At 47.0% G+C, this 14,556-nt stretch carries 11 protein-coding genes and 2 pseudogenes; 2 read left to right on the plus strand and 11 right to left on the minus strand.

Annotation, left to right across the window (positions count from 1 at the left end; genetic code table 11):
• Nucleotides 1-107: 107 nt before the first annotated feature.
• Together ACYRY3_RS43750 and ACYRY3_RS43755 are read left to right on the plus strand one after the other, a co-directional pair.
• Complete coding sequence (locus ACYRY3_RS43750) at nt 108-1,766, plus strand: FAD-dependent oxidoreductase (protein WP_460208104.1); 1,659 nt, start codon at nt 108-110, stop codon at nt 1,764-1,766.
• A 368-nt stretch (nt 1,767-2,134) separates the two neighbouring features.
• Nucleotides 2,135-3,328, plus strand: a complete 1,194-nt coding sequence (locus tag ACYRY3_RS43755) for an MFS transporter (RefSeq protein ID WP_460208106.1) — start codon at nt 2,135-2,137, stop codon at nt 3,326-3,328.
• A gap of 63 nt (nt 3,329-3,391) precedes the next feature.
• Here ACYRY3_RS43755 and ACYRY3_RS43760 read toward each other — a convergent pair.
• From ACYRY3_RS43760 to ACYRY3_RS43810, 11 genes and pseudogenes are all read right to left on the minus strand, one after another.
• Nucleotides 3,392-3,511: pseudogene (locus ACYRY3_RS43760) on the minus strand (IS5/IS1182 family transposase); the annotation flags it as partial.
• A gap of 1,002 nt (nt 3,512-4,513) precedes the next feature.
• Nucleotides 4,514-4,645, minus strand: a complete 132-nt coding sequence (locus tag ACYRY3_RS43765) for a hypothetical protein (protein WP_460208107.1) — start codon at nt 4,643-4,645, stop codon at nt 4,514-4,516.
• Complete coding sequence (locus ACYRY3_RS43770) at nt 4,642-5,580, minus strand: NAD-dependent epimerase/dehydratase family protein (protein WP_460208108.1); 939 nt, start codon at nt 5,578-5,580, stop codon at nt 4,642-4,644. The genes ACYRY3_RS43765 and ACYRY3_RS43770 overlap by 4 nt, the downstream gene beginning before the upstream one ends.
• A gap of 270 nt (nt 5,581-5,850) precedes the next feature.
• Entirely contained in the window at nt 5,851-7,515 is a 1,665-nt protein-coding gene (locus ACYRY3_RS43775) for a CARDB domain-containing protein (protein WP_460208109.1), read from the minus strand.
• A 397-nt stretch (nt 7,516-7,912) separates the two neighbouring features.
• Nucleotides 7,913-8,719, minus strand: coding sequence for an SDR family NAD(P)-dependent oxidoreductase (locus tag ACYRY3_RS43780; protein WP_460208110.1), 807 nt, complete (start codon nt 8,717-8,719; stop codon nt 7,913-7,915).
• Between the two features lie 151 nt (nt 8,720-8,870).
• Entirely contained in the window at nt 8,871-9,959 is a 1,089-nt protein-coding gene (locus ACYRY3_RS43785) for an aldo/keto reductase (protein WP_460208111.1), read from the minus strand.
• Between the two features lie 67 nt (nt 9,960-10,026).
• Nucleotides 10,027-11,592 carry an MFS transporter gene (locus tag ACYRY3_RS43790; RefSeq protein ID WP_460208112.1) on the minus strand — a complete coding sequence of 522 codons (1,566 nt, stop codon included), beginning with the start codon at nt 11,590-11,592 and terminating at the stop codon, nt 10,027-10,029.
• 27 nt (nt 11,593-11,619) lie between these two features.
• Nucleotides 11,620-11,799, minus strand: coding sequence for a hypothetical protein (locus ACYRY3_RS43795; RefSeq protein WP_460208113.1), 180 nt, complete (start codon nt 11,797-11,799; stop codon nt 11,620-11,622).
• Nucleotides 11,800-12,037: 238 nt separating this feature from the next.
• Entirely contained in the window at nt 12,038-12,754 is a 717-nt protein-coding gene (locus ACYRY3_RS43800) for an SDR family oxidoreductase (protein WP_460208114.1), read from the minus strand.
• A 180-nt stretch (nt 12,755-12,934) separates the two neighbouring features.
• Nucleotides 12,935-13,168, minus strand: coding sequence for a hypothetical protein (locus ACYRY3_RS43805; RefSeq protein ID WP_460208115.1), 234 nt, complete (start codon nt 13,166-13,168; stop codon nt 12,935-12,937).
• 831 nt (nt 13,169-13,999) lie between these two features.
• Nucleotides 14,000-14,395 (minus strand): annotated as a pseudogene (locus ACYRY3_RS43810) (S-adenosylmethionine:tRNA ribosyltransferase-isomerase).
• Nucleotides 14,396-14,556: the final 161 nt, after the last annotated feature.

The raw sequence follows: 14,556 nt of genomic DNA on the forward strand, positions 1-14,556 counted from the left end.
CGTGCTCTTGACTATCTCCAGTCTCCAACTACACATCAAGGGTAGGAACTCCTGGAACTGGCAATTATAGGTCTGGTTAGTAGACTCGTTATAAAATAAGGAGCTTTATGGCGAAGCCTGTGCTGTTGACAGTGGATGATGACCCAGAAGTACTTAGGGCTGTTGTGCATGACTTACATCGCGAGTATGGCGATCGCTTTCGGGTGCTACAAGCCAATTCGGGTGCAACGGCTCTTGAAGCCTTGAAACATTTGAAACTACGTAATCAAGCAGTGGCACTTTTCTTAGTAGACCAACAAATGCCACAGATGACAGGTGTGGAGTTTCTAGAACAGACCATAAAACTCTTCCCAGAGGCTAAACGGGTTTTGCTTACAGCTTATGCGGATTCCGATGTAGGTATGCGTGCTATTAACAGGGTGAAACTTGATTACTACTTGCTAAAGCCCTGGAATCCCCCAGAAGAGCACTTGTATCCTATGCTGAACGATTTGCTTGAGAGCTGGCAAAAATCTTTCCTGCCATCTTTTGAAGGAATCCGTGTCATTGGACGTCGATGGTCGCCCAAATCGCAACAGATTAGAGAATTCTTAGCCCGAAATCAAGTGCCATATCAATGGCTGGACATTGAGACTGATGAAGAAGCGCGATACTCTGTCTCATACACCAATTGTGATACCCTAAGTCTGCCCTTAGTACTTTTTCCGGATGGTTCTCATTTCATAGAACCAACAAATGTCCAAATTGCTGAAAAAATCGGGCTAAAGATCCACGCTGAAAAGCCTTTTTATGACTTGGTTATTGTCGGTGCTGGTCCGGCAGGTCTAGCAGCAGCAGTCTATGGTGCATCTGAAGGACTACGTACGGTGTTGATTGAACGAGAAGCACCTGGAGGGCAGGCAGGAACCAGCCCCAGTATTGAAAACTACTTGGGCTTCCCAAGCGGTCTAAGAGGTAGCGATTTAACCTGGCGGGCGGTTGCTCAAGCTAAACGCTTTGGCACGGAGATCCTCACACCGCAGAAGGTCAGTAGTATTCGTGTCGAAAACCCATATCGATTTGTCACCCTGGCAGATGGGACTGAACTCAGTTGTTACACACTGGTGATTGCAACAGGCGTCTCTTATCGCAAGCTCGAGATCCCCGGCGTTGATAGACTAAATGGGGCTGGAGTGTACTACGGTGTTGCCATGCCTGCTCCGTCTTGCCGTGATGAGGAGGTCTTTATCATCGGTGCAGGAAACTCAGCAGGTGAAGCTGCTCTGTACTTTTCTGAGTACGCCCACACCGTTACCATACTAGTACGCGGCGACTCTCTCGCTAAGAGTATGGCTAATTACTTAATCGAGCGGATTGAAAATACAGAGAATATTAGGTTGCAATTGCACTCTAGCGTAGTTGAGGTGAAAGGTGAGAGCAAGCTAGAAGCTATTACCATTGCTAATAAACATACTAACGAAACGCAAACCGTCCCCGCAACTATACTCTTCATCTTGATCGGTGCAATGCCGTGTTCTGATTGTTTGACTGATATCGTAGAGCGCGACGAGCAAGGATATATTCTATCTGGGCCTGACCTAATACGTAACGGACAGCGCCCACAGGGTTGGGCACTCAGTCGCGATCCCTTTTTGCTCGAAACCAGTGTGCCCGGCATCTTCGTGGCTGGAGATATCCGTTACGGATCTATCAAACGGGTTGCCTCTGCAGTAGGTGAGGGTTCGATTGCAGTTCAATTCATTCATAAATACCTCAACCAGGTGTAAGTATGTTTAAATAATTGTACGAAGTATCATTGCAATGCCCAGGAGGACTCAGCGAGCGTATTCTTAACGGGTAGTAGTGATGGGCGCACAACAGCCCCTGGCTTGAAGGTGGATAACGATGCAGCCGCATTTTATTTATTAATTCCAATCGCCTTGCTTTAGGAACTTTTTTCACTGCTACAATCCTGGCGGCGATCGCACACCCAGGAAATTAGCAATACTACTTCTTGGGAATCTGGGCACGCCAAGAAAATCAGCTGACCACTTTGCTTAGTCCAGATTTTTATTTGTTCGAGCATCCAATTTCAATTCCTAAATTATTTGCTGTTTCTTAGGTACCGCATAATCATCATTATAAGAGCAAATTTATGCAGTCAGCAAGTGCCGATAGCCAGCAGCCAAAGCAAAAAAAACTGTACCTAGATAAAAATTTTAAAATTATTTGTGCAGTTTCTCTGATGGCAGTTCTCGGAGTTTCCAGCATTACTCCGGCTTTTCCCAAGTTAGCACAAGCATTGAATGTCCATCCAAAAAATATTGGATTATTGGTTACAGTATTCACATTTCCATCTCTTGTTTTAGGTCCTATTATTGGTGTCTTGGCAGATAGATTGGGTAGGAAAAAAATTATCGTTCCTTCACTGTTTTTATTTGGTCTTGCTGGGACAGCTTGCGCCTTTGTGCGTGATTTTAACCTTTTGCTGTTGCTGCGTTTCCTGGAAGGAATGGGTGCTGCTTCTTTGCTGTCTCTCAGCTTTACCTTAATTGGCGATTTGTATACGGGAGACAAACGTACCACTGCTATAGGTTACAATGCGAGTGTCAACAGTATAGGCACAGCAATTTATCCCACTATTGGCGGCGCACTCGCAACATTGGGATGGTATTACCCCTTTATTCTGCCCATAACAGCAATTCCTATTGGGTTGCTGGTGTTATTGGCATTAAAAAACCCGGAACCGAGAGGAGAACGAAACCTAAAAGAGTACTTGACAAACGCTCTGAGGATTCTTAGAAATCGTCAGTTTTTTGGAATTTTTATTGCTACTGCTGCTAGCTTCGTTCTCCTCTATGGAGCCTATGTAACTTATTTGCCTCTGCTGATTAATGATACTTTTAAAGCACCGCCTTCTACAATAGGATTGATTCTCTCTAGTGTATCGGTAGCTATTACAATTACATCTTCTCAGCTAGGAAGACTAGCCAGATACTTTCGCACCACAATTTTAATTAGAGCATCTTTTATTTTGTATGCTTTAGCTCTATTTATTGTTCCCTTCGTACCGAACGTCTGGTTACTCTTAATCCCAACCACAATTTTGGGCATAGGTCTAGGTATTGGTTTTCCTAGTATTCAAAATCTTTTGGCGGAGTTAGCACCAAGAGAATATCTCGCTACGATTTTATCTGTAAACGGGACATTTTTCGGTTTAGGGCAAACCCTAGGTCCGCTACTTATGGGTATAATCTTTAGTTTTGGGGGTATGAGTAGCGTGTTTTATGCAAGTGTCGGAATTGCAATTCTTACGCTTGTTGCGTTTAGGTATTGTACTTGCTTGTAATTTAACTTATATTTTGTAGGTGCGATTGTAAAACATGAGATTTTTGAAAAATGATAGCTTCATTTGACCTGGGCTGAGAATAAAAGTTATTGGTTTATCTTTTCCCTCACAACGTATGTGTATTTTAGTACTGAAACCACCGCGAGAACGCCCTAATTTTTCGTCTTCTTCGCCCCCTTTTTTCCAGCTGCGGAATGCTGGTGGGCGCGTATGACCGTTCCATCAACGTAGTGAACTCCCAATCAAGTTTTCCTTGTTCGTTCGCGTAGCGTGCCGTAGGCAATCGCTTGGAGATGTTCCCAGATTTGATTCCAAACTCCAGCTTTTTGCCACTACTATCCCGGCAACTATCCCCAAATGGTCTATATTCCGTATAGACATTTCTTTGCCATTCAACATAACAACAGAATTCTCCTCGCCAATTCTGTCTCAATTTTTCTATATTTCTTTTGAGAAAACTTAAATTTTCTATTTCTTTTATTTTCGTGAATTAATCCTCCCCAAGGTTTCCCGATACGGCAGTATAGCCGTAATCGCTTCTCGATCGCCTAACGCGCCCTATGCTCAATCCAGCTTGCTGGATTCTTCTGACTTCGTCAGAGGCAGACTGGACGGAGTCTAGTCCGGAGCATATACGGACGGTCGCTCTTTGCTAGGAAATATTCCTCTAACTTCTCTTGGATATCTATTGCTAGTAATTCTCAGCTGCTTGATTGTTACCTACTCTTTTTTAGTTTTCATGTACTACCTTTTCTGACTCTTATTCATGTGTGACAGTTAGGGTGCGGAATGGGGGATACATATACAAATAATACAACCAAAACAATCTAGAGAATTCACTAAAAAACCAAAACTCAAGCCATATAAACGTCAAATTGATTGGCGAGAAGTTAGAGTGGCTTTTGCTCGGACAATGCATGATAAAGATCAACGAACATATGTGTAAGGCATGAGTAAATATCTTGAAGTTGTTGAATAACTCTATCATGCTGCCCTTGACCAAGGCTTGATAGATAAAACTCAAGTTTATGCTGTTGCTGATGGAGGTAACGGATTACGCGAAGCTCTGGAACAACAATTTTCAAATCTTCAGTTTATTCTCGATCACTCTCATCTTAAACAGGATAAGTTAATGCACAGGTAGGTTTATTTGTAAAGTGCGTAATTCCTAGCTGTTACACGCGCTTATGAGCGACCATTGACAATCACGTGCGCTCCTTTACTAGCAAGACCGACAGCAATTGCCTTGTTAATACCTTGCGTCAAACCAGTAAAGAGTGCTAGTTTTCCTTTAAGTTTCAAATCTATTGTTTTCACCCGACCAGTTGACGATATGACCCATGTTCAATATCTTTCAGAAGAGATAGCATCTGCGGCTTCCACCCAAGTTGCTTGCGTGCCTTGGCTGCTGTAATCCGCTCATTTGTCGCTGCAAACAGTGTAAAGTCAGGCGTCCACTTCTCGCGTGCTTCCTCCATCGTCCAGCTTTGCGTTGCGCCGCCTAGACCGACGGCGTAACTAACGGCTACGGCGACCTCTTTCATTGTCACCTCAAAGCTTTCGGCGTTATATATCTCGCCGACGGGCGCACGCTCAAGCGCCAGCACGTACAAGTCAGCAAGGTCATCCACATGCACCACTGAGAGCTTGTTCGCACCTTCATTGATGTAAGCACTAACGCCTAACTTGCAAGCAAACTTCAGCAGTTGTGGCACAAGAAAGCTGCCGCCACGCCCATAAACGTGGGAAGGACGCAGGACGATGCTGTGCGTATCACCACGCTTAGCGGCGGCAAGCACGAAATGCTCTGTCTTGGCACGCAGCACCATGAAGTCCGGCGGATTGAGCGGTGTATCTTCGTCAAAAACCTGTTCGTTTGCATTGCCATGTGCTAAGTCGGCGACGACCATCGCGCCACTAGTGTGGATGAATGGCTTACCCGAGCCGTTCAACGCGGCGATGATTGTCTCTGCCGCTGCTTGATCTGTCGGGAACGCGACATCGGCATCAAAGTTTTCACCGCTGCTGCCAAGCATTGCAAGATTGATGACTGCATCAGCTATTCGCACACCAGCCGCAATGCTCACGCTATCCAGTAAGTCGCCGCGATGCGCTTCGATACCTTGGTGTTGCAACTTCTCTGCGGCCACGTCGGAACGTGCCAGCCCCAGAACCTTGTGACCGGCAGCGTGTAGTTTTTCAGCAACGGGGCTACCCATATAACCTGTAGCTCCTAATAGGAAAACTTTCATATTCCTCACATTGAGTTCGACGGAGAATCGGCACCAATTCACGGATTGGTAACCCGTTGTATATCTATCCTAAATATTAAAAATCAGACCAAGTTAATCGCCAAAGTATTTGGAATCGCTGCATGAGCTACACAAAAAGTGAGCGCCTTACAGACATTTGCGTCCCAAGGCTATGTCTGTAACAGAACTGCTTGCAGACGCATCTATTTAGAACTTGCGTAAATGAAACTCAAAGCCTACATCGAAGTTTTTAGAACCATCTAATGCTTACTACCCCAAAATGCTCTGAGATACATAATCGCCTAAACCTGTTGACAGCTCTTGTTCATTGGACGGTAATAAAATGTTCTGAGCTATGTAGTTGCCAATTTCTAGACCTGTCGCTAACCCTTGTTCATTGGATGTTCGATAATGAACACCCCCGTAAAGGCGGCTGAGGGCATTCTCGTCCGCTGCCTCGAAAAAGTTATCGTATGAGCGAGAAATACCAGGTAATTCTGGTGAAGTGGTGGTAAAACTGTAGTCATCGCCGAAGAAAGAAGTTAAAATTACGGCTGATGCACTACCCTGTAGAGAATGCCCCGATAGGTAGTCGGGCGCTGATGGGGTTGGTAGCAGGGGTGTCCAATCCGGAGCGGCAACTGTGTCTTCCCTGCTGTCAGTGTCAGCTTCTCTGATTGCGGTAATCGGTCGCCATTGATTGTACGTGTACTTGGTATCCAGAGTAACAATGCCTCCATCAGCCTGTGCAATGTTCAGTAGCGCAAACAAACGGGCATTCTCTTCCAGCGTATTGCCCTGTTTTATGGCCACTTCTTCCGCAATCTTGTTCCAAAGACCCGTTACCCCGATATTGTTCGTGTGATCAAAGGACCAGAATTTAGCAATTTCCGTCTGGTCTAAGGTGCGTATCGAGCTGTTAGCATCACCTAATGCCTTGACTTCATTTAAATCTGCCGCATACAAGTCACTATCCAACTTCGGAGGAGCAGACGGACGGAAGTCTGAGACTTTGGGTATAGCAAAGGGAGTGACTAGGCCCCATTGCGGTGATATTGCTGGAGCAAAATTGGGAGGAGTCGGTCGCCAATCACCTAGCTCAGTTCCTGGCGTGTAAGAGCCCTCCGCCTTAGCCGCACCATCCGTATTCCGCAAGGTCAGTATTTGATCGGCGACGTATTTTCCTAAAGCAATACCTTTACTTTGCGATGGACCATCGGGGATTTCCGCAAGCGACCTGCTTAGCTGTAGGTCGAATGTGGCTGTTTGTTCTGGGTATAAATTTACCAGCGTGCGGTGGGCTGCGGCGGCTGCAGCCGCCGCAGGCGAAGCATTTGCAGCTTCAGATGGATCTACATTCACAAAGTAAGCACTGTGGCTCCGATCGATTGCGTTGACGGCGTCATAGATTGCCGTGTGAACTATCGCCTGGTTACGTGCTGCTTGTGGTGCAAATGTCCCATCAGCCTGTATGGCATTTAAGAGCGTTGCATTCCAATCAATAACCGTGTCGGTACCATCCGCAGAAATGTGCGTGCTAGTCAAGTTGTTTTCTTCATTGCTCTCAGCAATGGTGTAGCCTGGGTCAACTCCGGCAAGCAGATAGTAAGAGCCCGGTGCCACAACAGAGGCAGTACGGAACTCAGTTTCAGCAAAGTTCACGATGAAACTTGTAGATTCGCCCGGCGCTAAGTTAACCAGGCGGTTCAAACTACCCAGTAGTTCATCTGTACCCTCCAGATTGCCCTCATTAAGGGGTAAATCGAGGACTGAGTCGGTAGATGCGTAAAGGTTAATGTCTAGAGGTTCACTGAACTGTTTATCACCTTGATTGGTAACAACAACCTGCACTATGCCCTTTTCCTCGGGAAAGCTTGTGGGTGTTTCAATGTTGTCCAATTGGACAACTAAGTCCGGCAATAAATATTCAGCCATAAAGTTTTTGTTCCTTTTTTCGAAAGTAGAATGGGTTGTGCTACAGAAGAACTTACTCAAAATCCGGTTTACTCCGGCTGATATTGAGCACGTTCTAACATTAGCGTTGACAATGCTGGCATAGAGAAGGATTTAGAAATCTAATTAAGCGGGTACTGGTAAAAATTCATCCCTTCTTCTGGCAAGTATCCACTACAGACAAAAACACCTCCCAAACCCAGATTTCTTCTGGAGTCCTCGTCCCCTTAGAGAGCTTAACTTACGCTCGAGTATATATTCACAAGCGAGATTGCGTCGCTGGAGCTTACTTTTAATCTAGGTTCAAGTGCTTTACATTTTGACTTCTGCCCGGACACATTAGTCACTTTTACTTCCCCACTTAAATGCTTGTATGAAGTCAGATTGACTGTACATAGCCGCCATCCACGCGTATGTTTGCACCGTTGATGTAGCCTGCGCGTGGACTAGCGAGGAACGCAATTAGGTCGGCAACTTCTTCGACTCGGCCAAGCCGACCGGAGGTGGTGTGCAGGTGTACCCTTTCTTTGAGAGCACGCCTCTCGATCTCGGCCCAGTCGTCTCCCCAACCCTGGGTTTGAGCGATACGGCGGAAAAGCTTTTCAAATCCAGCGGTCACGATCGGACCGGGACTAACCGTGTTCACAGTGATGTTTGTACCAGCGAGTTCTTTTGAGAGGCTGACGGTGAGGTTGACAACGGCAGCTTTGGTGGCGGAGTAGTCGGGTTGGAAGGCGAAGGGTTGTATCGCCTCGCCGCTTGACATCTGGATGAGACGTCCCCAACCGAGTTCCTTCATCTGTGGCAAAAGAAGCTGAATCAGTCGCACCATGGAAAGCACGTTGACATTGAACGTTTCGGACCATGCATTTGGTGCCGTATCCATCCAGCCACGGTCTTCAAACACACCCGCGTTGTTTACCAGAATATCCACGCCGCCAAGAGACGATAATATCTCGTCGGTCACATACTTTGCGCCTTCGTCCGTTGCGAGATCGCCAATAACGACAAACGCTTTGCCGCCGTCGGTAGTAATCTCCTGAGCGACTTGATTCACCCGCTCCTCATCTCGTCCGTGTACAACAACAAATGCACCTTCTTGGGCTAGCACCTTCGCAACGCTCTCACCAATGCCGTTGCTACTGCCGGTAACCAGAGCCCGCTTGCCCTGCAATTGCAAATTCATGGATTCACCTCGTTAATTATATTATTTTGTAAGCATTATCAAAGTGATGTTTTGCATTAGCAATCGTTAAGAGTTTCTCAGAAACTCATCTAGATGTGATTACTGGTCCTGTCATATTTGTTTAAGGCAATGAATCCCTAAGGACAAACAACTAAGCTGCGATATGCGCCCCACCACTGATAATGTTTTTGATCAGGTCGCTTTCTAGAAAAGTGTGAGGAAACCCTAAATCAATTTCACTTAGGTTATCTAAATGCTCCATCTGTTCTGGTGAGAGCACAAAATCCAAGCACTCAAGATTATCTTCTAGATGGCTAACCCTACGTGCACCCAGAATTGGACTGACAACACCGGGTTTTTGGAGTAACCAATTCAAAGCCACTTGTGCTGGAGAACGACCAATCTCTTGTGCAATGCTTTCAACTTCTTCAGCAATAGCAACATTTCTTTCAGTCAACATCCCCATTGTCTTGGTTAAATCTTTACGCATACTTTCTGTAACTTCTCGAGATGTTCCATTGTTTGCATTAGCACCTGATTTATTGTTGCAATTGTACTTTCCAGTGAGAACTCCTCCGGCTAGCGGAGACCAGGGAAGAACACCAATATTAAATTCCTGGGCCATCGGGAGCAAATCACGTTCAGCACTGCGTTCGACCAGGTTGTATTGAACTTGAAGGGCAATAAAAGATGTCCAGCCTCGAAGCTCGGCAATCGTATTCGCTTGCGAAACTTTCCAAGCAGGAACATCAGAAATTCCCAAATAAAGCACTTTTCCGGCTCTAACTAAATCGTCCAAACCACGCATGACTTCTTCAATCGGGGTACGAAATTCCCAAAGATGTAACCAATAGAGATCGATATAATCTGTTTTCAAACGTTTCAGGCTCGCCTCCACGGATTGGATAATATTTTTCCGGTGGTTTCCGCCTGCATTGGGATCTCCCTGACGCGTATTACCTGTATATTTAGTTCCCAGCACAAATTGCTCTCGGCGCGATTCGAGAAATTCTCCCAGAAAAGTTTCGCTTGTTCCATTTGTATAGTTATTTGAAGTGTCAATGAAATTGCCGCCTCGCTCGGTATACAAGTCAAATATTTTGCGACTTTCTTCTTTATCGGCTCCCCAACCGAAATCTGTACCAAAGGTCATGGTACCTAAGCACAGGGGTGATACTCGCAGACCACTATTACCTAGTAAACGATAATGATTGAGTTCAGCAAACTTTTGAGGTTGCATATTTCTGTCTCCTTAGATGATAAATTTTTGAGCTACGAATTTCTCCTGTTTTTAAAGTGTCCTTCATTCAGCCAGTCGGTGTCACCGGGCGCTGATGTTTAGGAATGTCGCGTGTCCGCACGAGCACGAAGGCCAGAACCGCCCCGACGATTGCGATGACGGCGGCGACGAGAAGGATGAAATCGATGCCGCTGATGAAGCTCTCTTTGGCTGCTTGCGTGAACAGGCGTTGGGCTTCTGGAGGAAAGGAAGCAGCCGCTCTGGAGAAATCTCCTGCAGCAACCATGTTCACAAGATTGGTGTTATGCTCATCAACTGCTGCTGGGGTACCCCAAGTAAGATCGAACAGTCGGCTCGAAATTCGCTGGGTCAGGATGGCACCAAGTCCAGCGACTCCGAGAGCAAAGCCGACCTGGCGCATAGTATTGTTAATGCCCGAGGCCATACCGCTGCGCTCGTCAGGCACAATGCCGATCGCGACATTTGACACTTCCCCGAGGCTTAGACCGCACCCAATGCCTGCCACTAAAGAGCCGCCCAAGAGCGCCGTCCACCCAGAGTCTGCGCCTAGGCCTTTCATCCACAATAGTCCTAGACCGTTGATCGCCAGTCCTGCACTTAGCAGCACCCGCGTTGGCAGGCGAGATACGATCTTACCGCTCAAAATTCCCATAACGAACAGCGGAGCGTTCAATGGGAGAAGCGCCAGCCCTGCCTGCACAGGGGAGAAGCCCAAAACGCCTTGGAAATACAAGGGCAGGTAGATGAAGAACGTAAAAAACGAGATACTTTGGATGACGGCAACGAGCGAAGCACCAGTGAAGGTTCCATTGCGGAACAGCTTGAGGTCGAACATCGGGCGGCGCTGGCGCAGCTCTACGGCTAGGAAGGCACCGAGCATTACGAGCACACCAACCAGCGCGCCAACTATCAGCAAGCTGCCCCAACCGTGTTCGTTGCCGGTGACCAAGGCGAAGATCAGCAGGAACAGCGCTGTGGTGAAGGTCACGAGGCCAACCCAGTCCAAGCCTCCAGTTTCGGGGTCACGCGACTCGCGAACCTTCGCTAGTGTCAGCCAGATAGCGAAGGCACAGACCGGGACGTTGCCGAGAAAGATCCACCGCCAGCCGAGACCTGCGGTCACCAGCCCACCAATCAACGGCCCGAGAGAAAGACCGGCCCCCTGGAGCGCGCCCCAAATGCCAAAAGCCATTGCACGCTCGCGACCATGAAACTCCTGCACCAGCAGGGCCAGCGTAATGGTAAAAGTGAGCGCCGCACCGAGGCCTTGCGCTCCACGGGCCAAGTTGAGCACTAACGGGCTCGGCGCAAGGCCGCACAGCAGCGACATGACCGCAAACAGGGTGAGTCCCGTGATGAAGATCCGTCGACGACCGAACCGATCGCCCAGCGTCCCGCCCGTCATTAAGAAGGCAGCAAAGGTTAGCGTGTATGCGCTGACGATCCACTGGAGTTCGGCGAAGCTTGCGTCCAGTGACCGCTGGATGGTGGGTAGCGCCACCACAACGACAGTGGTGTCAAGTGGCTCCAAGAAACTGGCGATGCAGACGGTGATCAGGGTTGCCCATTTGCGATCGAGCTGTTGAGTTTTGGTTTTGTGTACACGTGCCAAAGTGTCGTTCTCCTCTCATTATTTGTCCTAATAAGCAAATGCTGATGTGATAGCCAACTGGAAGTTGCCTGCCTTGTTTACCTGCTGCTGCCGATTTAGGAGCATCGGGAGTTCGTGCAGTAGCACATTAGGGTTATCCTCCATGCTATGTGGCTCTGGCAAGCGTGCTGCTGGCACATTTAAGAATCGGCTGAGATAAATTCTCATTGCCGCGTTGAAAATACCTTGATGTCTGACTATACGTCCCTACCGATAACGCAACTTGCCGCAATACTTGGAACTCGAGGATGTAGTCAGCGTCGATATAAGAGCGTTCGGTGACCGCAGTGAAGATAATGTCAGCTATCTGACAATAATCAGCACCAGCACGCACAGTCGACGCTAGATAACGCCCAGAACCCTCTGCATCACGCACTTCAAATTGCATCCCCTCTACGTCCCATTCCTACCAGTCAAGGGGTTTGCGATCCCGGAAAAAGCCGCCTGTCGGACCTTCATCCGGGAGTGTCGCCAGCCACATGATTGTGTCAGCCCCTTGCTCCGGAGTTCGGGGAGCGTTAGAACCACCCATATCAGTTTTGACCCAGCCAGGGCAGACTGCATTGACCAACACATTGATGCCTTTTAACTCGTAGGCTAAAATCCGTGTAAGCGCATTTAGTGCTGTTTTGGAAACGCGGTAGGCTGGGTAGCCGCTATGCATATCAGACAACTGCCCTGCGCCAGAGGAGACATTTACAACCCGACCATAGTTCTGCTGTTTCATTAATGGCACTAAAGCCTGGCAAACCTTTAGTGGACCATAGAAGTTTGTCTCCATAGTTTCACGAAATGTATCAACCTTCGCGTTTAACAAACTATCCCCCCCTCCGGAACCATCCAGATAGACAGCCGCGTTGTTCACCAACACATCCAACCGACCAAATTTCTTACTAATGAAGTTAGTAAGCTGCCCAATGCTTTCAGGTTGGGTGACGTCGAGCTGATGGTAAAAGACATCTAACCCCTCTGCAAGCAGTTGATTAACTGATGCTTTGCCCTTTGCCTCGTTGCGACTGGTAAGCACAACCTGTGACTTGTTTTTCGCCAGTTGTCTGCAAGTTTCAAATCCGATGCCACGGTTAGCACCCGTAACAACAGCTACTCTTGTTATTGCACTCATAATATCTTATCCTGTGGGCGGTCAACAATTATAGAAAAAACCAGGTGGTTCATAACCACAGGCTCATACTTAAACGACACGGTCGTAGGGGGTCGGAAGGCGTACATTCATGACAATTTAAGACAATACTGCATTTGTCAATGAGTAAAATTCCTTAAATATTTGGCGTAGGTTGAGATGTCAAACTAATCGTTCAGGAGTTTGATTGTCACCATGCCCAAACGGACGCATTACAATTCGGATCGTGTACACAGGCACAATTGACCCAGCCATCATAACGAAGCGATTGCCCGAAAGGCACTGCGCTTTGTGCAATCGCCAATCAATTGGAAGAATTGTTAACCCCGCTATCTGGGCAGACGCGATGAATGCGCTTGCAAAGGAAATTGTTAATTCTCTTTGCGTAGGAATCAATCAGTGCCTTGTTTTTGTTAAAGCGGTGTCCTACCCTTTGTAAATTGTGAGAATCGTCAACCCAAATTGATTTTTGGCTAACTATCAATAATTAAGTTTAAAGAGCGCCAAGTATTGGTGGCAAGGATCTATTTTTCGGAGCAAGTTTGTATTCTTTCGGTCGTGCTTGGTATTGAGCTAGTCATCTACCACCCCAGTTTTGACTGGTCGTCTATGCTGTTAAGAAGGCAGAAGTACGCTCGTCTGAGGGCAGATCTGTATCCCTACGCATAAATGCGAGGGATTTGATAAAGTTCGCACTAAGATTGTTTTCCGACCTACTTAAAAGTAGAGAGAAGTTCTGATAGCGAAGCGTGGCACGAAAGTGCCATAGGCGGGTCTCCCGCCGTAGGAAACTTCTCTGGGCTTTAAACCGTTTGGCAGAGCACAGAGAACTTGGTAATGTATTAAAATTTACAATTTTTCCTTCAGCATAGCTGCCCTCTGCCCCCTGCCTTTTTTCGGTAAACAAAAGTCAGTAAATCGACAAATTTTTCTCCAAAAGAGCGATTGCCCAAGGGGCATTAGCGGAGCCTACCACCAATTTTTTGTAACTTGAGATACATTTTTTGCTGAACTATCCTAACCTGTGGATTGGAAAAAATTGTAGAGTTAGGTTAGCGATCGCCCCTTGGGAAAACTTTACGATTTACTGAAAGTACATATGCTTCTGTTCAAAATAGTTTGCGAGTTTTACTCTGGTCAATCCAGCCTAATAAGCTTAAATATTTTCAGCAAGCGCTGAGGGCATCAGATGTGGTACAGTCTACGTTCTAACTCCTTGTCACCGCGTCAGACAATCAGGTTAAGATCCCCGAACTCATGCCACAGGTAAGCTCTTTGCACGGCTTGCTCGTATGCTTCCCGAATCTTCTTAGCTGGCAGGAAGGCGGTAAGCAGGTCGAGGTGCTTCGCCTCCTTGTGTCAGTCGGTCAGCAAAGCTTCTACTGCTTTGAGCACATGAGTGGCTGTGATGTGCAATCGCATATAGTCATGCCCTGCTTCAACCTTTCCAGCCTCATCTGCCACCGATTCCAATGTCCGCACCACAATAGTTCCTACTGCAATAACGCATCCACCATGCTGTGACTTGAAGAAGATTCTGGACAGGTTGTCCAACTTTACCTTCCAAAAATAGCGATCGCTGGGGAGTAAACTTAGAACAGGGAGACTGGAAAGGTTTACCAAAAGCTAATTTCGCTCAAACTGACTTTTGTTATTATGTCCATTTTCTTCTTCCACTTTATGTACTATGTCCATTTTCTTGTTCCAAAATTCCCATTGCTGTATTAACGCCAAACACGAAGTTATAAGTATTTCAGCTTATAATGTGTCCAACTTCTTCTTCC

This window comes from Scytonema sp. NUACC21 (assembly GCF_054684315.1).

What these genes read in the sequence shown, in the direction of transcription:
- ACYRY3_RS43750 (WP_460208104.1), top strand. Translation starts at nt 108, where the DNA reads ATGGCGAAGCCTGTGCTGTTGACAGTGGATGATGACCCAGAAGTACTT.
- ACYRY3_RS43755 (WP_460208106.1), top strand. Translation starts at nt 2,135, where the DNA reads ATGCAGTCAGCAAGTGCCGATAGCCAGCAGCCAAAGCAAAAAAAACTG.
- ACYRY3_RS43770 (WP_460208108.1), bottom strand. Translation starts at nt 5,580, where the DNA reads ATGAAAGTTTTCCTATTAGGAGCTACAGGTTATATGGGTAGCCCCGTT.
- ACYRY3_RS43775 (WP_460208109.1), bottom strand. Translation starts at nt 7,515, where the DNA reads ATGGCTGAATATTTATTGCCGGACTTAGTTGTCCAATTGGACAACATT.
- ACYRY3_RS43780 (WP_460208110.1), bottom strand. Translation starts at nt 8,719, where the DNA reads ATGAATTTGCAATTGCAGGGCAAGCGGGCTCTGGTTACCGGCAGTAGC.
- ACYRY3_RS43785 (WP_460208111.1), bottom strand. Translation starts at nt 9,959, where the DNA reads ATGCAACCTCAAAAGTTTGCTGAACTCAATCATTATCGTTTACTAGGT.
- ACYRY3_RS43795 (WP_460208113.1), bottom strand. Translation starts at nt 11,799, where the DNA reads ATGAGAATTTATCTCAGCCGATTCTTAAATGTGCCAGCAGCACGCTTG.
- ACYRY3_RS43800 (WP_460208114.1), bottom strand. Translation starts at nt 12,754, where the DNA reads ATGAGTGCAATAACAAGAGTAGCTGTTGTTACGGGTGCTAACCGTGGC.